General features: G+C 69.6%; 22 protein-coding genes and 1 tRNA gene. 7 read left to right on the plus strand and 16 right to left on the minus strand.

Annotated elements, in window-relative coordinates:
* Nucleotides 1-110: 110 nt before the first annotated feature.
* The 3 genes from FM112_RS17290 to FM112_RS13820 all read right to left on the minus strand — a co-directional run bounded on the left by FM112_RS17290 (nucleotide 111) and on the right by FM112_RS13820 (nucleotide 1,606).
* Entirely contained in the window at nucleotides 111-650 is a 540-nt protein-coding gene (locus FM112_RS17290) for a hypothetical protein (protein ID WP_176386839.1), read from the minus strand.
* A 555-nt stretch (nucleotides 651-1,205) separates the two neighbouring features.
* Entirely contained in the window at nucleotides 1,206-1,415 is a 210-nt protein-coding gene (locus FM112_RS13815) for a hypothetical protein (protein WP_087008599.1), read from the minus strand.
* Nucleotides 1,412-1,606, minus strand: coding sequence for a helix-turn-helix domain-containing protein (locus FM112_RS13820; RefSeq protein ID WP_140400699.1), 195 nt, complete (start codon nucleotides 1,604-1,606; stop codon nucleotides 1,412-1,414). Before FM112_RS13820 ends, FM112_RS13815 begins: the two co-directional genes overlap by 4 nt.
* A gap of 112 nt (nucleotides 1,607-1,718) precedes the next feature.
* Here FM112_RS13820 and FM112_RS13825 point away from each other — a divergent pair, with 112 nt between their 5' ends.
* A complete protein-coding gene (locus FM112_RS13825; protein WP_140400700.1) occupies nucleotides 1,719-2,159 on the plus strand; it encodes a hypothetical protein in 441 nt (146 codons plus the stop codon).
* Between the two features lie 8 nt (nucleotides 2,160-2,167).
* On the opposite strand, the gene FM112_RS13830 is transcribed toward FM112_RS13825, so the two are convergent.
* Together FM112_RS13830 and FM112_RS13835 are read right to left on the minus strand one after the other, a co-directional pair.
* Nucleotides 2,168-2,917 carry a phage regulatory protein/antirepressor Ant gene (locus FM112_RS13830; RefSeq protein WP_087008605.1) on the minus strand — a complete coding sequence of 250 codons (750 nt, stop codon included), beginning with the start codon at nucleotides 2,915-2,917 and terminating at the stop codon, nucleotides 2,168-2,170.
* A 54-nt stretch (nucleotides 2,918-2,971) separates the two neighbouring features.
* Complete coding sequence (locus FM112_RS13835; protein ID WP_140400701.1) at nucleotides 2,972-3,241, minus strand: helix-turn-helix transcriptional regulator; 270 nt, start codon at nucleotides 3,239-3,241, stop codon at nucleotides 2,972-2,974.
* An 87-nt stretch (nucleotides 3,242-3,328) separates the two neighbouring features.
* Between FM112_RS13835 and FM112_RS13840 the strand changes: the two genes are divergently transcribed.
* From FM112_RS13840 to FM112_RS13850, 3 genes are all read left to right on the plus strand, one after another.
* Nucleotides 3,329-3,721 carry a hypothetical protein gene (locus tag FM112_RS13840; RefSeq protein WP_140400702.1) on the plus strand — a complete coding sequence of 131 codons (393 nt, stop codon included), beginning with the start codon at nucleotides 3,329-3,331 and terminating at the stop codon, nucleotides 3,719-3,721.
* A complete protein-coding gene (locus FM112_RS13845) occupies nucleotides 3,702-4,142 on the plus strand; it encodes an ImmA/IrrE family metallo-endopeptidase (RefSeq protein WP_140400703.1) in 441 nt (146 codons plus the stop codon). Before FM112_RS13840 ends, FM112_RS13845 begins: the two co-directional genes overlap by 20 nt.
* Nucleotides 4,143-4,337: 195 nt before the next feature.
* A complete protein-coding gene (locus FM112_RS13850) occupies nucleotides 4,338-5,336 on the plus strand; it encodes a site-specific integrase (RefSeq protein ID WP_176386840.1) in 999 nt (332 codons plus the stop codon).
* Between the two features lie 90 nt (nucleotides 5,337-5,426).
* Here the strand turns inward: FM112_RS13850 and FM112_RS13855 are convergent.
* The 10 genes from FM112_RS13855 to FM112_RS13900 all read right to left on the minus strand — a co-directional run bounded on the left by FM112_RS13855 (nucleotide 5,427) and on the right by FM112_RS13900 (nucleotide 15,353).
* A tRNA-Thr gene (locus FM112_RS13855) sits at nucleotides 5,427-5,502 on the minus strand.
* A gap of 71 nt (nucleotides 5,503-5,573) precedes the next feature.
* Nucleotides 5,574-7,214, minus strand: coding sequence for an alpha/beta hydrolase (locus tag FM112_RS13860; protein ID WP_087008614.1), 1,641 nt, complete (start codon nucleotides 7,212-7,214; stop codon nucleotides 5,574-5,576).
* A gap of 21 nt (nucleotides 7,215-7,235) precedes the next feature.
* Entirely contained in the window at nucleotides 7,236-8,402 is a 1,167-nt protein-coding gene (locus FM112_RS13865) for a DNA polymerase III subunit delta' (RefSeq protein ID WP_087008616.1), read from the minus strand.
* 25 nt (nucleotides 8,403-8,427) lie between these two features.
* Nucleotides 8,428-9,090 carry a dTMP kinase gene (gene tmk, locus FM112_RS13870; protein WP_087008618.1) on the minus strand — a complete coding sequence of 221 codons (663 nt, stop codon included), beginning with the start codon at nucleotides 9,088-9,090 and terminating at the stop codon, nucleotides 8,428-8,430.
* 6 nt (nucleotides 9,091-9,096) lie between these two features.
* Entirely contained in the window at nucleotides 9,097-11,946 is a 2,850-nt protein-coding gene (topA, locus tag FM112_RS13875) for a type I DNA topoisomerase (RefSeq protein ID WP_254910507.1), read from the minus strand.
* Nucleotides 11,947-12,199: 253 nt separating this feature from the next.
* The gene (locus FM112_RS13880) at nucleotides 12,200-12,595 is read right to left on the minus strand and encodes an Rv3654c family TadE-like protein (RefSeq protein WP_087008623.1); all 396 of its coding nucleotides are present in this window, start codon (nucleotides 12,593-12,595) and stop codon (nucleotides 12,200-12,202) included.
* Complete coding sequence (locus tag FM112_RS17675) at nucleotides 12,592-12,942, minus strand: TadE family type IV pilus minor pilin (RefSeq protein ID WP_087008625.1); 351 nt, start codon at nucleotides 12,940-12,942, stop codon at nucleotides 12,592-12,594. Before FM112_RS17675 ends, FM112_RS13880 begins: the two co-directional genes overlap by 4 nt.
* Entirely contained in the window at nucleotides 12,942-13,151 is a 210-nt protein-coding gene (locus tag FM112_RS13890; RefSeq protein ID WP_087008627.1) for a DUF4244 domain-containing protein, read from the minus strand. Before FM112_RS13890 ends, FM112_RS17675 begins: the two co-directional genes overlap by 1 nt.
* 139 nt (nucleotides 13,152-13,290) lie before the next feature.
* Nucleotides 13,291-14,259 (minus strand): type II secretion system F family protein, encoded by a 969-nt coding sequence (locus FM112_RS13895; protein ID WP_087008630.1) that lies wholly within the window; start codon nucleotides 14,257-14,259, stop codon nucleotides 13,291-13,293.
* Nucleotides 14,256-15,353 (minus strand): TadA family conjugal transfer-associated ATPase, encoded by a 1,098-nt coding sequence (locus tag FM112_RS13900; protein ID WP_087008632.1) that lies wholly within the window; start codon nucleotides 15,351-15,353, stop codon nucleotides 14,256-14,258. The genes FM112_RS13895 and FM112_RS13900 overlap by 4 nt, the downstream gene beginning before the upstream one ends.
* Nucleotides 15,354-15,950: 597 nt before the next feature.
* Between FM112_RS13900 and FM112_RS13905 the strand changes: the two genes are divergently transcribed.
* Together FM112_RS13905 and FM112_RS13910 are read left to right on the plus strand one after the other, a co-directional pair.
* On the plus strand, nucleotides 15,951-17,345 hold the full coding sequence (locus FM112_RS13905) for an NAD(P)/FAD-dependent oxidoreductase (protein WP_087008634.1): 1,395 nt from the start codon (nucleotides 15,951-15,953) through the stop codon (nucleotides 17,343-17,345).
* On the plus strand, nucleotides 17,342-19,003 hold the full coding sequence (locus FM112_RS13910; protein ID WP_087008635.1) for an APC family permease: 1,662 nt from the start codon (nucleotides 17,342-17,344) through the stop codon (nucleotides 19,001-19,003). Before FM112_RS13905 ends, FM112_RS13910 begins: the two co-directional genes overlap by 4 nt.
* Here FM112_RS13910 and FM112_RS13915 read toward each other — a convergent pair.
* Nucleotides 19,000-19,734: a TetR/AcrR family transcriptional regulator gene (locus tag FM112_RS13915; protein ID WP_176386841.1), complete on the minus strand. Its 735-nt coding sequence runs from the start codon at nucleotides 19,732-19,734 to the stop codon at nucleotides 19,000-19,002. The genes FM112_RS13910 and FM112_RS13915 overlap by 4 nt on opposite strands.
* Nucleotides 19,735-19,889: 155 nt before the next feature.
* On the opposite strand from FM112_RS13915, the gene acs reads away from it, so the two are divergent.
* Nucleotides 19,890-21,854: an acetate--CoA ligase gene (gene acs, locus FM112_RS13920; RefSeq protein ID WP_087008639.1), complete on the plus strand. Its 1,965-nt coding sequence runs from the start codon at nucleotides 19,890-19,892 to the stop codon at nucleotides 21,852-21,854.
* The last annotated feature ends 14 nt before the right edge of the window (nucleotides 21,855-21,868 follow it).

Below are 21,868 nucleotides of genomic sequence, written 5' to 3' on the forward strand. Positions count from 1 at the left end.
CCTACACGGACAGCGACGCGCTCAACGGACTACACCCTCGTTCGAGAAGAGCCGGCAAATACACCCGGTGATAAACAGCAGCAGAATCGCCACCCAATATGCTAGCGACCTCACGACGACACCGGCTCCCACGTCGCGATACGCGCCTCACACATCGACGCGAACGCGATCAGCTCCGGCCGGTGACGCTCGATCTGCTCCGGCGTCGCTTCCACCCACGTGTCGGACTCGATCATGGCCCGGAAATCCGGCACGGCGCCCTGCCAGCAGCCGACGATGAGGTGATGCCCTGGCTCGCCAGAGGTGCGGAACAACGTGGCCCGAAACATTTCGGATGCCTGCACTAGCGCGTGCAGGACATGGGCATCAGACTGGACGCTCCCGTTGCCGAAGACGCGCCCGTTGCCGAAGACGCTCCCGTTGTCGAAGACGCTCCCGTTGTCGAAGACGCTCCCGTTGTCGAAGACGCTCCCGTTGTCGAAGACCCAGGCGTCGTGCTCGTGGGAAAGGTTCTCCTCGTGCTCGATCCAGCCGCCGAGGTCGCCAGCCTTCACCCCTACACGGGGGATGTCCCGGAGCGCTCGGATACGCCGAAGCGCCGGGTTGATCGGGTGCCGCTCGTCGGTGATTTCGAATTTGCTATTAGCCATGATGAATGCCCTTTCTGAATTACCGGAATAACTACGCGCCTATGACGGGAATCGAACCCGCCCATACCACCCGGATAGGCCGCCGCCCCTACCTAAACCAGCTACCGCGCTCCCCGGTCACCGCCAGCTCGTGTAGGACCGGTTAGCGGGTACGCACTCCGGCCCCGTAGGGCTACTCTCCCCGCATATGACAGTCATGAGGACCTACACTCACGCCGCCGATCAAACCGGGAAGCCTATAAAACGCTGCGAGGGTACTGACCGGGCTTTCGCATCGGACCCTGTAGGAGGCTGATCCCCCTCGCAGATATGTAATTGAATTCGCCGCGTTAAAGGGTGCGACAAACCCCGCTCCTAGCCAGGCCATGACGCCCGCGCTATCTCTTATCGATAGCCACTAGGAAGAAGTGTTATTCCCGTTTTGACCAGAACGTGATATCGGAATTCAACTGATGCACCACCTGCGATAGCCGCCGGTACGTCGCGTCCGACCACCGCCGAGAAGCGATGAACGCCTCCACCAGATCCCGCTCCGCACGAGCCTGCTCCACCCGGTCAGCCACGACGCGCCTCCCCCTGCTCCGCCAGCCGCTCCCACAACTGACCCGGCCTATGCCGGTGCACGTCGCGAGCAACCTCGAAGCTGGACGTGTGCTTGATGAGCGCCCTCGCCCACTCGTCACCCCGGAACATCCGGCCGTAGAACTCCACCAGCACGGGCGACAACGGCTGACGGTCAAACCCGTCCACAATCCGCGCGCTCACACCGTCACCTCCTCGACCGACTCCGCGATAGCCGACTCCGGCACCCGCAAAACCCCCTCCGGCGCGGAAGCGTTGCGGATCTTCGACCGCACCACCCGCAGCTCCCCAGACCTGACCAGCCGGTACACCGTCGACAGCGAGCAGCCCAGCCGCTCCCCAGCCTCCGGCAACGTCAACAACCGCTCAGACATCACGACCCCCTTCACGCCCGTCCTGCTCCGACTCCTCCACCGTCATGTCCTGGGTAGGGTTGGGAGCGCCACACACCACAACCCCACCCAGGGGCCTAATAGGAGCACCCTCTTGACCTTCAACCCCGCAGCGCTTGAAGTAGCAACGCAGATACTTCTCGTGCTCGTGCTCGCAACACTCTTCGACCCCGACAGGCGAGGAGCACTCTCCACCCGACCGGTCTACGCCGAGGGATACGGGTCCGTTCGCGTCCCCGCCAAGCACCCGTTCCCCAGATACAAGGCCTGGGTCGATTTCGGCGCGAATGCGTTCGCAATTGTGGTCGTCGCGTTCAACTTCATCGCCCTCATAAACCTTCGAGACGATGGGTCCGGGGATCCCGCGTTCTCCGATGCGTTCGGCCTCATCGTCACCTTTGCTAACTGCCTCGCCATCGGCGCGATCGCTTACTCGGTCCTGCAATCGGGCTACCTGTTTCTTCGCCGCTCGATCGACACCGAACCGGACGAAGAACCCGACAGCGACGGCGGCCACCATCGCCCCGACTTCTAACGGGTTCATCACGCCACCACCTGTAGGTGACCGCGGCGGTACCGCGTGTAGAGCATGTCGAGGCCCTTGCCCGTGACCCGCACCTGCGGAGCCGACGACTCCCGCACCTCGCCTGTCACCTGATCCGTGTACACCCGCGCCTTCGTCACGAAAAGGCCCTGCTCGAGGTACCGCTGGTACACGTGCGGGCGGCCCTTGTGGTCCCGATACAGGAACCCCCAGCCCACGAGGTCACGCACCAGGCGCTTCTGCCCGACCGACACCACGCCCTGCTCGAAGAGCACCTTCGCGGCCTCCTCGTACGACCAGGACCCGGCACTGCTCACGATGTGATCCCACGCGCTCGCCTTCGGCTGCGCCTCCGCCACGGTCGCTTCCAACGCCTTGATCTGCCTGTCGGCCTCGAGCACTGCCCTGGCCATGAGTTCCTGCGGCGACAGCTCCCGAGCCGGCGCCGCGAGCGCCTGCCGCATCCGGTAGAACTCCTCCACCAGGCGGAGCTTGAAATCGCGGACCTTATCGCTGTTCCGCATGTAGGTGATGAGAAGCGTCGCCTGCTGCTCGTTGAGCTGCGCGACCTGCACGATCGAGTTGTTGTAGCCAGGTCGCGTTTGAAACGCGACCTCCCCGAACCGCTCGAAGTCCGCGACGTGGCTTCGGACGAGACCGAGCACGTTCTTGTGCTGGTTGTCGGTGTGCTCCGCGATCGCCTCCGATGAGACTCGCGGTTCACCATTGATCTGCTGTACAATCTCCATGAGACTTCCTATCTCTCCGGCACCCAGCAGCTAGATCCTGCTGGGTGCTTTGCTTTACGCTGCAACCTGCTGCCGGCCAGACGATGCCGCCCCGACTCGCGCCGATGCGATCAGAGTCTCGAGAGAGATGTCGAGGTACTGGCAGATCTTGATGAGGTCAGTGGTCGTGAAGGCCTTCTTTCCGCGAAGGCGTTCGTAGATGGCGTTGCGTCCGAGGTCGAGTACGTCGGTAAGCGCAACGCCGCTTACTCCCCGACGCCCCAGTTCTGCCTTCACTGCGCCGATGAGGGCCAGCGAGTCCGGGTCTAGTGCTTCGTTCTGCATGACACCCACAGTACCTAGTTGGGTACACATGTGCAACCCAGTTGGGTACATATTGCGCAAAGTACCTCAATTAGGTACGCTTGCCGCATGATGGTTAAGAGAGCTCAAGACCCTGCCGACGCCTACAGTCAGCGCGTAATCGACCTGGTGCAGGACGCAGTAGGGAAGTCGGGGCGCCCCATCGCGGACGTCCTCGAAGACGCTGGGATCTCGCGGAACTACTACTACAAGCGCCTCCGCGGAGAGATGCCGTTCAACACGAACGACCTGTCCCGCATCGCCGCGGCGGTCGGCATCGACATGTTCGACCTACTCGTCGCGGCCACTCAGACGAACGTCACCTATGCCGAGGACCGCTTCGGTCGGAGGGACGCGCCGTTCTCCGCGCCGAAGTCGATCGAAGAGGAACTCGCCGGGGAACGCTACGTCGCGGAGCGCACCGACCAGGGCATGAGCGAGCTTGACCCGGACGACCTCTAATGTCGGGGGCTGCCTGCACGATCAGGGCATGTGGTGCCCCTACGATCACGCAGCAGCCCAGGGCATCCGCGTCGTGTACCAGTCCCAGCCCGAGCGGGGACGCTGGTACCCGCGGCCCCGGATCATCGCGCTCTCCTACAACCTCCCGCCAACGCTCGAGCGGTGCGTGCTCGCGCACGAGCTCGGGCACGCCCACCACGGCCACGGCTGCGACACCGACGCCGCAGAACGCGAAGCCAACCAGTGGGCAGCGGGACATCTGCTCACCGCGGAGCAGGTAGCCGCCGCAGCGCGCGCCTACCCCGACCACCCCGGACGGTGGGCCGTCGATCTCTCCGTCACCCCCAAGCTTCTCCTCACCTGGCTCCGCACGCCAGGAAACTACGACCACGCCGACCGGCTCTACCGGGAGGCCGCATAGAAAGGCACCCTCATGGCCCGCAGAACCAAGGGCGAAGGCACCCTCCTCGAACTCCCCGACGGCCGCTGGCGAGCCCGAATCCGCATCGACGGACACGAACTCACCCGCGACCGAACAAGCCGCTCAGAAGCCGTACAAGCCCTCGCAGACCTACAGGAATACTCCGCCCTCGGCGTCGTCCCCCGAGACTGGACCGTGCAAGCCTGGCTCGAGCACTGGATCGAGCACATCGACAACCGCGACGCCAGCACCCGGCAGGGATACCGGCTCCTCCTCAAACCCGCCGTGTACCCCGCCATCGGGAAACTCCGCCTCGACCGGCTACAACCAGAACACATCGAACGCCTCTACAAGACCATGCGAGAGGGCACCCACCGCAAGCCCAAGGTGCGGCGTGACGGCAGCGTGGAGACCGTGAAGCCGATGTCGGAGTCCAGCATCCTCAAAGTGCACCGTGTGCTCTCGCGGGCGATGAAGGTCGCGAAACAGCGGCGGCAGGCGCTCCGCAACCCGCTCGAGCACGTCACCCCACCGAAGAAACAGCCGAGCAAGGTCGGGTCCATGCGCGAGCGAGACGCGCAGCGCGTCATCGAGCAAGCCATCCGCGACGGCGAAGGCGCACGGTGGGCGCTGTCCATCGTCTACGGCGTCCGCCCCGGTGAGGCGCTCGGCCTCGGCTGGGACATGTACGAGAGCCGCAAGCTCCGCATCCGCCGGCAGCTGCAGCAGCTCGTGGGCGAGCCCGTGACCCTCAAGCCGATGACGAAGACGCAGGAGGGTCTCCGAGATCTCGACGTGGATGATTTCCTCGCGGAACTCCTCGCGGCGCACCGCAAGCAGCAGCTCGAGTGGATGGCCGACGCGGGCGAGCAGTGGACGACATGGACACCACCCGGGGCGGAGGAGCCGAAACTGATGCTCTTCACCGACCGGTACGGGCACCCGATCCGACCCAGGCAGGATGCCACGCACTGGCGGCGCCTGCTCGAGCGGGCGGGCGTCGAGTACCAGCGGCCCTACGTGGGCCGACACACGGCAGCGACGATGCTCATCGCGAACGGGATCGACGCGTCGACTGTGGCGGGGGTGCTGGGGCACTCGGATTCAAGCTTCACGATGCGCACGTACGTGCATCCGCTCGAGGAGAAGAAGCGCGCCGCGACGGAGATGATGGGCAAGCTGTTCCGGCCATAGGGGTGGGTATAGGGGTGTGGTTTCCGCCTGAGAGCGTGAAAGAGCCCCGACCAGCGTTCACGGATTGTGACGCTGACCGGGGCTTTTCCTTGGAGCCGCCTGCCGGAATCGAACCGGCGACCTATTCATTACGAGTGAATCGCTCTACCGACTGAGCTAAGGCGGCTGACGCGTGCTCGCGCAAGCGACACGCAATCATAACCAGGAAACACTCACCACATCAAACCGGCGGGGCCCCTAGCCGCATTTCAGCCCGTCCTGCGGCACGGCGCCCTCGATGAAGTAGTCGTCCACCGCGTCGACGACGCAGGGATCGCCCTGGCTGTAGGCGATGTGCCCCTCGCCCTCGAACTCGACGAGCACGCCGGACTCGAGTTGCTCGGCCACGGCGACGGCCCACTTGAGCGGCGTCGCGGGGTCGTGCGTGGTGGCGACCACGAGCACGGGGGCGGCGCCCTCGCCGGTCACGGGCTCCTGCTGCTCGACGCGGGACTGCACCGGCCAGTTCTCGCAGGTGAGGTCGCCCACGGTGAGCTCGGCGTCGGTCATCTCGGTGCCGAACAGCTGCACCTCGTTGAGCCGTTCGTTGAAGTCCTTGATGGCGGCCTCGTCGGTCACGAGGGGATAGTCGAGGCAGTTGATGGCGGGGAACGCCTCGAACATGTTCGAGTCGTAGTTGCCGTTCTGGTCGCGCCCGTAGTAGGAGTCGGCGAGCAGGAAGAAGAGCGAGGGGTCCTGCTGGTCCATCCACATGGCGAACGCCTGCGAGAGGTAGGGCCAGCTGTCCTCCGAGTAGAGCGCCGAGGAGATCGCCGTGGAGATCACTCCCGAGGTCAGGGTGCGGCCGTCGGGTGCGGTGGGCAGCGTCTCGTCCACCGTGTCCATGATGGTCTGGATCTCGGCGATCGCGCCGTTCACCCCGCCCCGGCCGGAGAAGGGGCACTCCTCGGTGGTGAGGCAGTCCTCCAGGTAGTTCATGGTGGCGTCGGCGAACTTCTCCTGCTGGTCGACGACCACGTCGAACATGGGCACGGTCGGGTCGGTGGCCCCGTCGAGGACGATCCGGCCGACGCGCTCGGGGTAGCGGTCGATGTACTGGGCGCCGATGTCGGTGCCGTAGGAGAGGCCGAAGTAGACGAGGTTGGTGTCGCCCACCGCGGCGCGCAGCATGTCGAGGTCGTTGACGGTCGACTTGGTGTCGACGAACTCGAGCAGCGGGCCGGTGTTCTCGAGGCAGTTCGCCCCGAACTCCACGGCCTGCTTCTGCGCGAACTCGAAGGCCTCCTCCTCGGTCATCTCGTCGGCCCCCTCGGGCACGCCGTAGAGGTACTCGTCCATGCCCTCGTCGTCGACGCACTCCACGGCGCTCGAGTATCCGACTCCGCGGGGGTCCCAGCCGACGATGTCGTAGTTCTCGCGCAGCTCGGGCGAGAAGAAGTAGTCGCCCGACTGGGCGACGAAGTCGACGCCGCTCGCGCCGGGACCGCCGGGGTTGGTGAACAGCGAGCCCTGCGACTCGCCGGTGGCGGGCAGACGGACGAGCGCGAGCTCGATGTCCTCGAACTCGCCCGGGTTCTCCCAGTCCATGGGCGCGGTGGCGGTGGCGCACTCGGCGCCCTCGACCGCGGCGTATTCGGCGGGGCATTCGCCCCATTCGAGCTCCTGCTCGTAGAACGGCACGAGCTCGGGCGCGAGGTCCTCGTCGTACAGCGGCCCCTCGGCGTCGGCCGGGGGCGCTTCGCCCTCGCCGCCCTGACCGCCGCCGGGCGACTGGAGCTCCTGGATGAGGACGCATCCGCTGAGCGCGAGCGTCATCACCGACGCGATGGAGCCCAGCCCGAGCAGCTTGGCGCGGACTCGCCGGGAACGAGCGGTCATGGGTGTGCCTCCATCCGGCCCTCAGGCCTGTGCGTGTCTTCCGACGTAACCAACGAGCAATTCCTCCAGCGCGAGGGCGGGCGGAACGTTTGCGGCGAGCCGCTTCCGTGCGACGCTGATTGCTTCAATGCTAGCCATGGTTCGGGCCGGGTCGCTCGCCCGGGCGGCAGATTCGATGTCGCGCAGGCGCGACTCGTTCACGGGGCTGACGCCGGACTGCAACTCGAGCATGAGCACATCGCGCCAGAGCGACTGCACGTCGGTGAGGATGCGGTCGACGCCGTCGAGCGTGGCGCGCTTCGCGCGCTTCTTCTGATTCTCCTCGAGCTCGCGGAACACCCCGCGGAGCTGCCGCGGGATGGCCTGCTTCGGGTCGAGGCCGAGGGAGCGGAAGGTCTCCTCCCGCTCGCGCTCGTTGCGGTCCTCGGAGGCCGCCTTGCCGTCCTCCTCCGCGATGGCGAGCCAGTCCCCGGCCTTGCGCACCGCGTCCCCGACCGTGCGCAGCCCCAGCACCCCGTCGAGCGCGCGATCGCGCCGCCGCCACGCCTCGGGCGAGGTGACGAGCCGCGCCGCCATGCCCACGTGGCTCTGCGACTCGGCGGCGGCGCGGCGGGCGGTGTCCGCGTCGACGCCGTGGCGCCGCACGAGCAGCTCGGCGACGTCCTCGACCTCGGGGGTGCGCAGGCCGATCGAGCGGACGCGGGAGCGGATCGTCGGCAGCAGGTCGGCCTCGCTGGGCGCGCACAGCACCCACACGGTGGTCTCCGCGGGCTCCTCGATGGCCTTGAGCAGCGTGTTGGAGGTGCGCTCGACCATGCGGTCTGCGTCCTCGACCACGATCACGCGGTAGTCGGCGTTCATCGGCGAGCGGGATGCGCGGGATACGAGTTCGCGCGCGGTCTTGATATCGATGATCACGGTCTCGGTGGCCACCGCGGTGAGGTCCGGGTGGGAGCGGGCGCGCACCTGCTGACAGGACGGGCATACGCCGCAGCCGTCGACCGGGCACAGCAGCGCGGCGGCGAACGCGTAGGCCGCCGTCGAGCGCCCCGATCCGGGCGGGCCGGTGATGAGCCAGGAGTTCGTGAAGGCCTGCGGGTCGACGGCGCCGCGATGCGCGCCGGCCACGGCGCGCCGCAGCGTGGCGACGGCCTCCGGCTGCCCGGTCACCTCGTCCCACACGCTCACGGCACGATCCTCCCCGTCCGCACGATCATCCCCGCTCCTCGAGCAGCCCCTCGACGCGGTCGCGGATGCGCGCGGCGATCTCCTCGGGCGCCCCGGAGGCGTCGATCACGAGGTAGCGCTCGGGCGCGGCGGCCGCGAGCGCGCGGAACTGCTCGCGCACCCGGTCGTGGAACGCCTTCCCCTCAGATTCGAGGCGGTCGAATCCGCCCCGGCTGCGGGCGACGCGCTCCCGCCCGGTCTCGGGCGCGAGGTCGAGCAGCACCGTGAGGTCCGGCAGGAGCCCCTCGGTGGCCCAGAGCGAGAGGTCTCGGACCTCCTCGGCGCCGAGGTCGCGGCCGGAGCCCTGGTAGGCCACGGAGGAATCGATGTAGCGGTCCTGGAGCACCGTGACGCCCTTCGCGAGCGCGGGCCGCACCTGCGTGGCGATGTTGTTCGCGCGGTCCGCGGCGTAGATGAGCGCCTCGGCGCGCGGCGCGATCTCGTCCTCGCTGTGGAGCACGGCGCGGCGCAGCTCGAGGCCCACGGCCGTGCTGCCGGGCTCCCGGGTGTGCAGGATCTCGTGCCCGCGCGCCCGCAGGTGCTCGGCGAGGAGGCCGACCTGGGTGGTCTTCCCGGCGCCGTCCCCGCCCTCGAAGACGATGAACAGGCCCCGCTCCGAGGGCGGCGCCGCTTCGTGTTCCGCTGCCACGCTCCCCTAGCTCTCGTCGGTGCCCGTGCCGGCGGACTTCGCCGTGCTCGTCTTCTTGGCCGGGGCCTTGCGCGTCGCGGTCTTCGCCGTGCTCGACTTCGCGGTGGAGGGCTTCGCGGTGGTCTTCTTCGCGGCGCTCGTCTTGGCCGTGCTCGATTTGGCCGTGCTGGTCTTCTTGGGCGCCGGCTTCTTCGAGGCGGTGGTCTTCGAGGCGGTGGTCTTCTTGGCCGTGCTGCGCCGCTTCGCGGGGCCCTTGGCGCGCTTCTCGGCGATCATCTCGACCGCGCGGGAGAACGTGACCGTCATGGGATCCGTGCCGCGGGGCACCGTGACGTTGGTCTCGCCGTCCGTCACGTAGGGGCCGAAGCGGCCGTCCTTGACCTTGATCGCCTTGCCCGAGACGGGATCGGGCTCGCCGAAGTCGAGCAGCACCGATTTGGACTGCTGGCCCCGGTACTTCGGCTGCGCGAACAGCTCGTTCGCGCCGGGCACGTCGATCGTGAAGATCGAGTCCTCGTCGGGCAGGGTGCGGGTCTCGGTGCCCTTCTTGAGGTAGGGGCCGTAGCGGCCGTTCTGCGCGGTGATCTCCTTGCCGCTCTCCTCCTCGACGCCCACCACGCGGGGCAGCGACAGCAGCTTGAGCGCCTCCTCGAACGTGACCGTCTCGGGCGACATGGACTTGAACAGCGAGGCCGTGCGGGGCTTGGGCGCGGCCTTCTTGCGCTTGCCGGTGCCGGCGTCCTCGGGCTCGGGGAGCACCTCGGAGACGTAGGGTCCGAAGCGGCCGTCCTTCACGACGATGTCGTGGCCGGTCTCGGGGTCCTGGCCGAGCACGCGGTCGGTGACCACCGGGGCGTCGATGAGCTCCTGCACCTTCTCGGGCGTGAGCTCGTCGGGTGCGAGGTCGGCGGGCACGTTGATGCGCCGGGGTGTCTCGCCGCCCTCGTCCACCTCGAGGTACGGCCCGTAGCGGCCGATCCGGAGGGTGGCCTTGTCGGTGATGGGCATCGAGTTGATGGCCCGGGCGTCGATCTCGCCGAGGTTGTCGATGACCTTCCGCAGGCCGGGGTGCTCCTCGCCGCCGAAGTAGAAGTCGCCGAGCCACTGGACGCGATCCTGGTCGCCGGCGGCGATGTGGTCGAGGTCGGCCTCCATCTGCGCGGTGAAGTCGTACTCCACGAGGTCCTCGAAGTGCTCCTCGAGGAGCCGGACGACGCTGAACGCCGTCCATCCGGGCATGAGCGCCGAGCCGCGCTTGATGGCGTAGCCGCGGTCCATGATCGTCGCGATGATCGAGGCGTACGTGGAGGGCCGGCCGATGCCGAGGTCGTCGAGCATCTTCACGAGGCTCGCCTCGGTGTAGCGCGGCGGCGGGCTGGTCTCGTGGGACTTCGCCTCGGCCCCCTCGACCGCGACGACCTCGCCCTCCTTGAGCGGCGGGAGCTTGGACTCCTTGGCGTCGCCGCCGTTGCGGGATTCGTCCCGGCCCTCCTCGTAGGCCGCGAGGAAGCCGCGGAAGGTGATGACGGTGCCCGAGACCTGGTACTCGCTCGTGGTGGGCGCGAGGGTGCCGGCCTCGTCGGGGAGCTCGGTCGCGGCGCCGGCGAGGGTGACGGTGGCGGTCTGCCCCTTGGCGTCGGCCATCTGCGAGGCGACGGTGCGCTTCCAGATGAGGTCGTAGAGCTTGCGCTCCTGGTCGCTCACGCCGTGGAGGTCGCGCGGTCGGGCGAACTCGCTGCCTGCGGGGCGGATGGCCTCGTGCGCCTCCTGCGCGTTCTTCGCCTTCGCCCCGTAGTAGCGGGGCTTCTCCGGCACGGTGTCGGCGCCGTAAAGCTCGCGCGCCTGCGATCGGGCGGCGTTGAGCGCCTGCGAGGAGAGGTTGTACGAGTCCGTACGCATATAGGTGATGTGCCCGTTCTCGTACAGCGACTGGGCGACCGACATCGTCTGCCGCGCCGAGAAGCCGAGCTTGCGCGAGGCCTCCTGCTGCAGGGTCGAGGTCGTGAACGGCGCGGCGGGGCGGCGCGTGTAGGGCTTCGACTCGATCGAGGTGACGCTCACCTCGACGTCGCCGGCGCGCAGCGCGTCGGCGAGCGCGGTCGCCGCGGGCTCGCGCAGCACGAGCGCGTCGTTCTTGAGCTTTCCGGCGTCGTCGAAGTCCCGTCCCGTGGCGAGCCGCTTGCCGTCGAGCTTGGTCAGCCGCACGCCGAACGCCTGGCCGTCGGCGGAGAGATCCGCCTCGACGCCCCAGTAGGAGGCCGCGACGAAGGCGAGGCGCTCGCGCTCGCGCTGCACGATGAGGCGGGTCGCGGCCGACTGCACGCGGCCGGCCGAGAGTCCCGGGCCGACCTTGCGCCACAGCACGGGCGAGATCTCGTAGCCGTAGAGGCGGTCGAGGATGCGCCGGGTCTCCTGCGCGTCGACGAGGTGGGCGTCGATGTCGCGGGTCTGCTCCTTGGCTGCCTCGATGGCCTCCTGCGTGATCTCGTGGAAGACCATGCGCTTGACGGGCACCTTGGGCTTGAGCACCTCGAGCAGGTGCCACGCGATGGCCTCGCCCTCGCGGTCCTCATCGGTTGCGAGGATGAGTTCGTCCGCGCTCTTGAGCGCCCGGCGCAGCTCGGTCACCGTCTTCTTCTTCGCGTCCGAGACCGCGTAGTAGGGCTGGAAGCCGTTCTCGACGTCGACCGAGAACTTGCCGAGGGTGCCCTGCTTCTGCTCCGGAGGAAGGTTCTTGGGCTCGATGAGATCGCGGATGTGGCCGACGGAGGCCATCACGGTGTAGCCGTCGCCAAGGTACTTGGAGATGCTCTTGACCTTGGTCGGCGACTCGACGATCACGAGAGAGTTCGACAAAATGCGTTCCTCGGGGGTAGGCAGCGGGAGTAGACAGCCCCATATATAAGGTATGGAAATCGATGAGGCGTTCGGTTGCACCATATACCACCATGCTCGCCTCCAGTTCGCCCTGGCGAGTCGCGGATGCGCATGCGATATATACGCGCGCCCGCGCCGGTGCCGCGCCCATGACGCGCCGGGAGCCGCCGCCTCGGCCTGCTCTCGAAGATCGTGCTCCGCTTCATCACGCCCGCGGCGCGCCGGGAGCCGCTCATCGCGGCAGGCCGGCCCGTGCCGAGCTGCTGAGCTCGAGCGGGCCGAAGCCCGCCGAGACCGTGACCACGGACTCGCGATACCCGGACTCGCAGGCCACGAGCTCGACGCCGTGCAGCGCCGCCGCCGCGTGCGCCCGAGCGCACGGCTCGCCCGGCACCCGGTGCGAGGCGGTGTCGGCGGCCGCGAGCGCCGCGGCATCGGCGGCTACCGAGACGCGGGTGTGCAGCGCGAAGGCCCCGAGCGCGGCGATGAGAGCGATCGAGAGCGCGATCGTGGCGGTGAGGATCCCGATCGCGAGCACCGAGCCGCTGCCGCGGTCGTCCCGCAGTGCGCGGCGGCAGCGCGCAGCCGGCCGCGGCACGCTGTTCCGGGAGGCCCGCGCACCGCTCATGCGTCCGTGTCCCTGAGCGCGCACGACTCCCCCTCCGCCCTCGCGCCCGTCGAGAGTCCGACGATCCGGATGGGCGCCGAGACCCGGACGCAGCGGAACTCCCCGGAGTCCCACGTCTCGAGGCCGGCGCCGTTCCCCGCGATCGACAGCGCCTGCTCGGGCGCGTCCCCGCGGGCCGAGAGCCGCGCGGCCTCGCCCGCCGCATCCTGCACCCGCACGAACGCGCTCGACGCGGCCACCGCGCCGAGGCACAGCGCCAGCACGAGCACGACGGCGGGCATGGCGGCCGCGAACTCGGCGGCGACCGAGCCGCGTTCGGCCCGCAGCCGCCATCCCCGCCTCGCCATCAGCGCTGGAACGCCGAGACGACGAGGTCTTCGATGATGCCGCTCACGGCGCCGGACTGCACGACGGCGATGAGCACTCCGGCCAGGGCCACGGCCGCCATGATGACCATGGCGTACTCGGCGGTCTCCGCTCCCTCCTCGTCGTGCCGGATGCGGTGCAGGGCCCGGTCGAGCCGTGCTCGGAGGGCGGTGGGACGGTATCGGTTCATGATGTTGCCTTTCGTTGTTCGGTTCGACAGCGGATTCGCACGGCACGTCTGGAAGATCTGAGGCGGATGGCGGCTGCTCGGGTCGGCGGAGCGGCGGTTGCCCGGGCCGGCAGGGCGGCAGGTGACGGGGACAGCAGGCTCAGCCGAACACGCGTCCCAGCACCGCGATCACGAGCGGGGCCACGCCCAGCGCGAGGAAGGCGGGCAGGATGCAGGCGCCGAGGGGCAGCATGAGGCGGACGCCGAGCTGCTGGGCCGCGCGAGCGGCATCGGTGCGCGCCCTGCGTCGCTCGAGCGCCGCCTCGGATCGCAGCAGCTCCGAGGCCGGAACCCCGGCCCGCACCGCGAGGTCGAGCACCGGTTGCGCCCGGTCGAGGCCGGAGAGCCCGAGCCGCCATTCGCGCAGCACGTCCCCCACGGTCTTGCGGACCGCGCTCGCGGAGCCGCCTCCAAGCATGCCCATGGCGACGAGGTCGAGCGCGAATCCGGGCGTGCTGGGCCGGTCGGAGGCGGCGCGGATCATCCTGCGGTTCCACCACCGGCCGAGCACCACGAGCAGAGTGCCAGCGGCGAGCAGCGCCCAGCCCACGGGGCCGCCGAACAGCACGCCGATCGTGTCGAAGCCCAGCAGCGTGCCGAGCAGCAGACCGATGAGCGGCAGCGCGAGCACCATGCGGCTCGCCGTGCTCGGCGCCGCGAGCGCGATCTGCACGTCGCGCTCCGACTGCCCGATATCGCGGAATCCCGAGGCGAGCTCCCGGAGGGCGGGGCCGAGCGGCGCGCCCGCGATCTCGGCCACTCGCCAGGTCGCGCCGAGGGCCCGCCAGGCCGTGACCGGATGCTCGCGCAGCAGCTCCGCCGCATCGGCGCCGCCGCGCAGCGCCCGCGCGACGAGCGCCTCCACGCGCTCGGGCTGCTCCCGCCGTCGCCGCGATGGCGGGAACCGGCGCCGCGTTCCGTCCCGTCCCTCGGCCCGGGCCTCCGCGCGCGAGTACTCGGCCAGCTGCTCCCACGCGCTGATCGGGGCGCCGCCTCCCGCGAGGAGCGAGGCGAGGCGCTCCACGACCGCCGCCGCTTCCTCGGCGGGGTACGTCTGCGCGGCGCTCATGCCCGCTCCAGCTTCGCGCCGGTGCGCACGCTCGTGACGCGCAGCCGTCCGGCCTCGTCGAGCCAGAACTCGCCCATGTCCACGAGCTGCCGCACGCCCTTGCGCCGCTCGACGTGCATCACGAGGTCGATGGCCGAGACCGTCTGACGGGCGATCGCGTCCGCCGACATCTCCGCGAGCGCGCCGAGCGCCTCGAGGCGGGCCGGGACGTCGTGGAGCGAGTTGGCGTGCAGCGTGCCTGCGCCGCCGTCGTGCCCCGTGTTCAGCGCGGCGAGCAGTTCGCGCAGCTCCGCGCCCCGGCACTCGCCGAGCACGAGCCGGTCGGGGCGCATCCGCAACGATTCGCGCACGAGGCGCGCGAGCGGCACCTCCCCCGCACCCTCGACGTTCGCCTGCCGCGCCTCGAGCGAGACGACGTGCGGATGCGCGATGCGCAGCTCCGCGACGTCCTCGATGACGACGATGCGCTCCTCGGGCGCGGCCTCGCCGAGCAGGGCGCCGAGCAGTGTGGTCTTGCCGGAGCCCCCGGCGCCGGTGATGAGCAGGTTGGCCCGGCCTTGCAGCGCCTGTCGCACGATCTCGTCGGCGCCCTCGTAGAAGAAGCCCGCGGCGCGGAGCTGCTCGAAGTCGAGGCGGGCGGATCGGGGCGCGCGGATCGACAGCAGGGTACCGCTCGTCGAGACGGGAGGCAGCACGGCGTGCGCGCGGATGCCGTCGCCGATGCGCACGTCCACGCACGGGCTCGCCTCGTCGAGGTGCCTGCCGCCCGCCGCGATGATGCGCACCGCGAGGTCGCGGAGCGCGCGCTCCCCCGGTGCCCGCCACGAACGGTCGCGCTCGAGGCCGCTGCCGCGGTCCACCCACAGGCCGGCCATGCCGTTGAGGAAGAGATCGGTGACCTCGCCGTCGGCGACGAAGCCGGCGAGCGGTCCGAGGGCCTCGGCCTCGCCCCGCGTGAGCGCGCGCCGCTCACGGCCCGAGTCGTCCGCGCCCGGCAGCGGGGCGAGCTCGACCGCGGCGGGCCGCGCCGCCGCCGGGCGGACGACGAACCGCTCTCTCGGCTCGGCTTCCTGAACGCTGAATTCGGAGTACATGCCGCACACCGTAGGCGCGTGGATGCGGCTCCCGCGCGGCGCGGATCCGGGCCTGTGGAGGGGCGGGCATCCACAGCAGCCGAGTGCGCTGCCGTGCGCGCAGCGGGCTGCGGACTATGCGCCGCGGGCTGCGAAAGCGCCGCCGTCGAGGGGGAGGACCTCTGCACCTCCGCGCGCTGCAAGCGGTGAAGCGCCGCCCTCGCAGCCGCCCGTGGACCGGACCATGCGCCGGTCGCCGCGGATGTGAGGCGTATGCCGCAATTCCACACGGATGTGAGCCCCGTGCCGGGAATGGGGCTCGCATTCCCCGCATATCTCTCACATCCGCGCGGCAGGACAGCACACACCTCACATCCGCACGGGCAGGACAGCACACACCGCACATCCGCACAGCGACGCGGCAGGCCAGCACAAGCACCGCATCGGGATCCCGCACCGCACCAATAAATGAATCCCGGAAATATCTTCTGCGCCGCACCGCATGAAGCCCGGGCGCGCATAAATGAATCCCGTTCGCCGAAACCGGGGAGCAGCGCCCCGCGGCTCCCCGGAACGCGCCCTACGGTGTCCCGCATCCATAGAGACGAAGGAGTCAACATGCAGGAAATCACTCGTGACGTCGTGATCGTCGGTGCCGGGCCCGCCGGCCTCACCGCCGCCCGCCGCCTCGTCCAGGCAGGGAAGACGGTCGCCGTCGTCGAGGCCCGCGTCCGCGTCGGCGGCCGCACCTGGTCGGACACGATCGACGGCGCGTTCTTCGAGATCGGCGGCCAGTGGATCTCGCCCGATCAGACCGCCGTCGCCGGCATGGCGGAGGAGCTCGGCCTCGAGCTGTTCGACCGCTACCGCGAAGGCGCCAACGTCTACCTCGACGCCGAGGGCGGGCGCCACGTGTACGACGGCCTCGACTTCCCCGTGCCCGAGCGTACCCAGGCCGAGATGAACCGCCTCGGCGAGGAGATCAACCGCCTCGCCGCCGAGGTCGACCCGGCCGCGCCCTGGGACCACCCGCGCGCCGCCGAGTACGACGAGGTGTCGTTCCAGGCGTGGCTGCAGCAGCGCAGCGACGACCCCGAGGCGATCCGCAGCATCGGCGCCTTCATCGCGGGAGGCATGCTCACCAAGCCCGCGCACGCCTTCTCGCTGCTGCAGGCGCTGCTCATGGCCGCCTCCGCCGGCTCCTTCGACAACCTGCTCGACGAGGACTTCATCCTCGACAAGCGCGTGGTCGGCGGCATGCAGCGCGTCTCGATCCGCATGGCCGAGGAGCTCGGCGAGGAGCACCTCTTCCTCGACAGCCCCGTGCGGGAGCTCCACTGGCAGGACGAGGGCGAGGGCCGCCCGGCCGCCGTCACCGTCGTCGCCGACCGCGTACGCGTGAGCGCTCGCCACGCGATCCTCGCCATCCCGCCGAACCTCTACTCGCGCATCCAGTACGTCCCCGCCCTCCCCCGCACCCAGCAGATCGTGCACCAGCACCACTCGATGGGCCTCGTGATCAAGGTGCACGCCGCCTACGACCGCCCGTTCTGGCGCGAGCAGGGCCTCTCGGGCACGGGCTTCGGCTTCCACGAGATCGTGCAGGAGGTCTACGACAACTCGAACCACGGCGAGGAGCGCGGCACGCTCGTCGGCTTCGTGGTCGACACCACCGCCGAGGCGATGTGGGCGCTGCCCGATGAGGAGCGCAAGCGCACCATCCTCGAGTCGCTCGCGAAGTACGTCGGCGAGGAGGCGCTCGACCCGGTCGCCTTCTACCTCTCGGACTGGGGCGCGGAGGAATGGACCCGCGGCGCCTACGCGTGCAGCTACGACCTCGGCGGCCTGAGCCGCTGGGGCGCCACCCAGAACCGCGCCGTCGGCCCGATCCTCTTCGCGAGCTCGGACATCCAGGGCGTCGGCTACCAGCACGTGGACGGCGCCGTGCGCATCGGCCAGGACACCGCGGCGCGCATCCTCGACGCCGGCGGCGACGATCGGGCCGAGCGGTGAGCGGTACCGTGCGCGAGCCCGCGACCACGACGAAGAGCCTCACGCTCAAGGGGCTCCAGAAGGGCAAGATCGGCGCGTTCGCGGGCGCCATCATCGGCATCTCCTGCATCGCCCCGGCCTACACGATGACCTCGGGCATCGGCCCGACCATCTCCGAGGCCGGACTGCAGACCCCGTTCATCCTGCTCATCGGCTTCATCCCGATGCTGTTCGTGCTCATGGGGTACCGCGAGCTGAACACCTCGATGCCGGACTCGGGCTCCACCTTCACGTGGTCCTCGCGCGCCTTCGGCCCGTGGATCGGCTGGCTCGGCGGATGGGGCCTCGTCGCGGCCACGGCGCTCGTGCTCTCGAACCTCGCGGCGGTGGCCGTGGACTTCCTCTTCATCGCGCTCGCGCAGATCTTCGGGAACCCGGAGCTCGCCGACCTCACGCGCAACCTGTGGATCAACATCCCCGTGGTGGCGCTCCTCACCGCGCTCGCGGCGTACGTCGCGTACCGCGGCGTCGAGGAGACCAAGCGCGTGCAGTACACGCTCGTGGGCCTGCAGGCCATCGCGCTCGTGTGGTTCGTGGTCGCCGCGATCGTGAAGATCCGGAACGGCGAGGCCTACGACTACACGCCCGTGAGCCTCGATTGGTTCAACCCCGCGATGCTCGGGCCCGACGGGTTCAGCTTCAGCGTGCTCATGGCGGGGCTCTCGCTGTCGATCTTCATGTTCTGGGGCTGGGACGTGATCGTCACGATGAACGAGGAGGCGAAGGACCCGCGCCGCACGCCTGGCCGCGCCGCGCTGCTCACGATCGCCATCATCGTGGTCACCTACCTCACCGTGACCATCGTGCTGCTCAGCTACGCCGGGATCGGGACCACGGGGCTCGGCGCCGGCAACCCGGATCTGCAGGAGTCGCTGTTCGCCGCCCTCGCGCCCGAGGTGATGGGCCCGTTCGCGCTGCTCATGTCGCTCGCGATCTTCGCGAGCTCGGCGTCCTCGCTGCAGTCCACCCTCGTCTCGCCCTCGCGCACCCTGCAGGCGATGTCGCACTACGGGGCCGTGCCGAAGGCCTTCGGGCGCCTCTCGAAGTACAAGACCCCCGGGGCGCCCACGTTCTGGGCCGCCACGGCCTCGGTGCTGTTCTACGTGCTCATGCGCGTCATCTCCGAGGATGCGCTGTGGGACACCATCACCGCCATGGGCATCATGGTGTGCTTCTACTACGGCATCACCGGGCTCGCCGCGTTCTGGTACTTCCGCGGAACCTGGTTCGCGAACGTGGGGAACTTCTTCCGCCGCTTCCTGCTGCCGCTGCTCGGCGGGCTCTCCCTCACCGTGATGTTCGGCATCACCCTCTACGACTCGATGGACCCCGACTTCGGCTCGGGCAATGCGATATTCGGCACGACGCTGCCGGACGGCACCGTCGAGGGCGGCGTGGGCGTCGTGTTCGTCGCGGGGCTCGTGATCCTCGGCGGCGGGGCGCTCCTGATGCTCATCTACTCCTTTGTGAACCCCGGGTTCTTCCGCGGCAAGGAGATCGAGGTCGGCTCGGTGCTGCAGGAGACCGAGATGGTGCCCTTCGACGCGAGCGCGACGGCGGAGGCCTCCGCGCAGCGCATCGAGGAGGCGCCGGCCCACCGGACCGGCGAGGGCGGCTAGTCCTCCGACACGGTCGGACTCGAATGACGGGCGTGCAACCCGTCGAGCAGGGCCCCGAGCCCGAGCTCGAACGCGACGTCGGCGGCCGAGGAGCCCGATTCCCGCAGGTGCTCCTCGTGCACGCCGACGATCGCCGTCAGCAGCGGGGTCTTCCCTCGATGCGCGCCCGTCGAGTAGATGTCGGCGGGCGCGGTCGAGTCCAGCGCGGCGCCGAAGATGAAGGCCTCGATCGCCGAGATGGTCGGCAGCACGTCGCGCACCGACCAGCCCGCGCGCCGCAGCCCGTAGGCCACCCGCTCGTACATCCGCGCCGACTCGAGCGCCTCGCTGATCGGCACCGTCGCCGTCACCTCGACGAGCGCGTGATTGCGCCGCAGCATCAGGAAGTAGCTGCGCGCCCAGCGCTCGGTCGCCTCCCGCCACGGCAGCCGCTCGAACCCTGAGGCGTCGATCTCGACCACGAGCCGCTCCTGCACCCGCACGAGGATGGTCGCGCGCGAGTCGGCGTGGTTGTAGATCGCGCTCGGCGAGACCCCCAGCCGGGCCGCGAGCGCGTTGATCGTGAGCTTCGCGAGCCCTCCCGAGCGCAGGAGCTGGATGGCGGCGGTCGTGATGCGCTCGCGGTCGAGCACCGGGACGCGCGGCCTGCCCGCGCCCCGGCCGCCCGGCCGCGCCGAGCCTCCGCCCGGCGCGGCCCCCGCGCCCGGCGCTCCCGTCGAATCCGCAGCCATCCTCGCCTCCTTCATCCGACGCTCGCCATGCTACTGGCCCCGGCGCGGCCCGTGCGGCGGCTGAACGCCGCCGTCGCGAACTGCCGAGCAGCAGTCGTAGACTTCCCTGGTGCGGCGAAGACGCCGCGGTGACGAAGACGATAGTGAGGACGAGGATGTCAGCACCAGAGGGCGACAAGATCGACAAGCTCATCAACCCGATCGAGAGCTACCCGCCCGCGCCCGAGTTCGTGGCCGGGACGAGCATCCCCGAGAACCTCCGCGAGCGCGCGGCCGCCGACCGCCTCGGCTTCTGGGCCGAGCAGGCCCGGGAGCTCGAGTGGTCGAAGCCCTTCACCGAGGTGCTGGACTGGTCTAATCCGCCGTTCGCGCGCTGGTTCGCCGACGGCGAGCTCAACGTGGCCGTCAACTGCGTGGACCGGCACGTCGCCGCCGGCCGCGGCGACAAGGTCGCGATCCACTGGATCGGCGAGCCCGGCGACACCCGCACCATCACCTACGCCGACCTCCACCGGGAGGTGCAGCGCGCCGCGAACCTCCTCGAGAAGCTCGGCGTGCGGGCCGGCGACGTCGTGACGCTCTACCTGCCGATGATCCCGGAGACGGTCTTCGCGATGCTCGCCTGCGCGCGCATCGGCGCCACCCACTCGGTCATCTTCGGCGGCTTCTCGGCGAGCGCCATCCGCTCGCGGGTCGAGAACTCGGGCGCCAAGCTCGTCATCACCGCGAACGGCTCGAACCGCAAGGGCCGCGTCTTCCCCCTCAAGGAGACCGTGGACGAGGCGCTCGCCGAGCCCGGGCACCCCGTCGAGCAGGTGCTCGTGGTGCAGCGGGCCGAGCACGAGGTCGACATGGTCGAGGGCCGCGACCTCTGGTGGCACGAGCAGCTCGAGGGCGTCTCCGACTCGCACGAGGCGAAGGGCTTCCCGGCCGAGCATCCGCTCTTCATCCTGCACACCTCCGGCACCACGGGCGTGCCGAAGGGGCTCTGGCACTCCTCCGGCGGCTACCTCGCCCAGACCGCCTTCACGTTCCGCACCTCCTTCGACCAGCGCGAGGACGACGTGTTCTGGTGCTCGGCCGACGTGGGCTGGGTCACGGGCCACAGCTACATCGTCTACGGGCCGCTCGCGAACGGGGCGACCCAGATCATGTACGAGGGCGCGCACGACTTCCCCTCGCTCGACCGCTGGTTCGAGATCATCGAGGAGTACGGGGTCACCGCCTTCTACACCGCGCCCACCGCGATCCGCGGCTACATGAAGAGCGGCCGCGAGATCCCCCAGCGCCACGACCTCTCGAGCCTGCGGCTGCTCGGCTCGGTGGGCGAGCCCATCAACCCGGAGGCCTGGGAGTGGTTCCGCGAGGTGATCGGCTCGAACCGGACCCCCATCGTCGACACGTGGTGGCAGACCGAGACCGGGGCGCACATGATCGCGCCGATCGCGACGCAGGACGCGCTCAAGCCAGGCTCCGGCCAGAAGCCCGTGCCCGGCATCTCGGTGGAGGTCATCACCGAGCAGGGCGAGCGCGTGAACCCCGGCGAGATGGGGCTGCTCACGATCACCGAGCCGTGGCCCTCGATGGCCCGCGGCATCTGGGGCGACGACCAGCGGTTCATCGACACCTACTGGTCGCAGTTCCCCGGCCGCTACTTCGCCGGGGATGGCGCCGGCGTGGACCTCGACGGCGATCTCTGGCTGCTCGGCCGGGTGGACGACGTCATGAACGTCTCGGGGCACCGGCTCTCGACCACCGAGATCGAATCCGTGCTCGTCGACCACGAGCTCGTGGCGGAGTCCGCGGTGGTCGGCGCCGAGGACGAGACCACCGGTCAGGCGGTCGTCTCCTTCGTCGTGCTCAAGGACTCGCAGCGCGAGGCCGCCGCCTCGATCGACGTCGAGGCCGAGCTGCGCGGCCACGTGGCCAAGCGCATCGGCGCGATCGCCCGTCCGCGCGCGGTGTACCCCGTCGCCGAGCTGCCGAAGACCCGCTCCGGCAAGATCATGCGCCGCCTCCTCAAGAACGTCGCCGAGGGCAAGCCCGCCGGCGACACCTCCACCCTCACCGACGCGAGCGTGATGGATGCGATCACCGAGCAGGTGCGCGCCCGCGGCTGACACCGGGGCGTTCC

The organism is Gulosibacter sp. 10, assembly GCF_900163695.1.
Lineage (GTDB): Bacteria > Actinomycetota > Actinomycetes > Actinomycetales > Microbacteriaceae > Gulosibacter.

What these genes read in the sequence shown, in the direction of transcription:
- FM112_RS17290 (WP_176386839.1), bottom strand. Translation starts at nt 650, where the DNA reads ATGGCTAATAGCAAATTCGAAATCACCGACGAGCGGCACCCGATCAAC.
- FM112_RS13820 (WP_140400699.1), bottom strand. Translation starts at nt 1,606, where the DNA reads ATGTCTGAGCGGTTGTTGACGTTGCCGGAGGCTGGGGAGCGGCTGGGC.
- FM112_RS13830 (WP_087008605.1), bottom strand. Translation starts at nt 2,917, where the DNA reads ATGGAGATTGTACAGCAGATCAATGGTGAACCGCGAGTCTCATCGGAG.
- FM112_RS13835 (WP_140400701.1), bottom strand. Translation starts at nt 3,241, where the DNA reads ATGCAGAACGAAGCACTAGACCCGGACTCGCTGGCCCTCATCGGCGCA.
- FM112_RS13840 (WP_140400702.1), top strand. Translation starts at nt 3,329, where the DNA reads ATGATGGTTAAGAGAGCTCAAGACCCTGCCGACGCCTACAGTCAGCGC.
- FM112_RS13860 (WP_087008614.1), bottom strand. Translation starts at nt 7,214, where the DNA reads ATGACCGCTCGTTCCCGGCGAGTCCGCGCCAAGCTGCTCGGGCTGGGC.
- FM112_RS13880 (WP_087008623.1), bottom strand. Translation starts at nt 12,595, where the DNA reads ATGAGCGGTGCGCGGGCCTCCCGGAACAGCGTGCCGCGGCCGGCTGCG.
- FM112_RS17675 (WP_087008625.1), bottom strand. Translation starts at nt 12,942, where the DNA reads ATGGCGAGGCGGGGATGGCGGCTGCGGGCCGAACGCGGCTCGGTCGCC.
- FM112_RS13890 (WP_087008627.1), bottom strand. Translation starts at nt 13,151, where the DNA reads ATGAACCGATACCGTCCCACCGCCCTCCGAGCACGGCTCGACCGGGCC.
- FM112_RS13895 (WP_087008630.1), bottom strand. Translation starts at nt 14,259, where the DNA reads ATGAGCGCCGCGCAGACGTACCCCGCCGAGGAAGCGGCGGCGGTCGTG.
- FM112_RS13900 (WP_087008632.1), bottom strand. Translation starts at nt 15,353, where the DNA reads ATGTACTCCGAATTCAGCGTTCAGGAAGCCGAGCCGAGAGAGCGGTTC.
- FM112_RS13905 (WP_087008634.1), top strand. Translation starts at nt 15,951, where the DNA reads ATGCAGGAAATCACTCGTGACGTCGTGATCGTCGGTGCCGGGCCCGCC.
- FM112_RS13915 (WP_176386841.1), bottom strand. Translation starts at nt 19,734, where the DNA reads ATGGCTGCGGATTCGACGGGAGCGCCGGGCGCGGGGGCCGCGCCGGGC.
- acs (WP_087008639.1), top strand. Translation starts at nt 19,890, where the DNA reads ATGTCAGCACCAGAGGGCGACAAGATCGACAAGCTCATCAACCCGATC.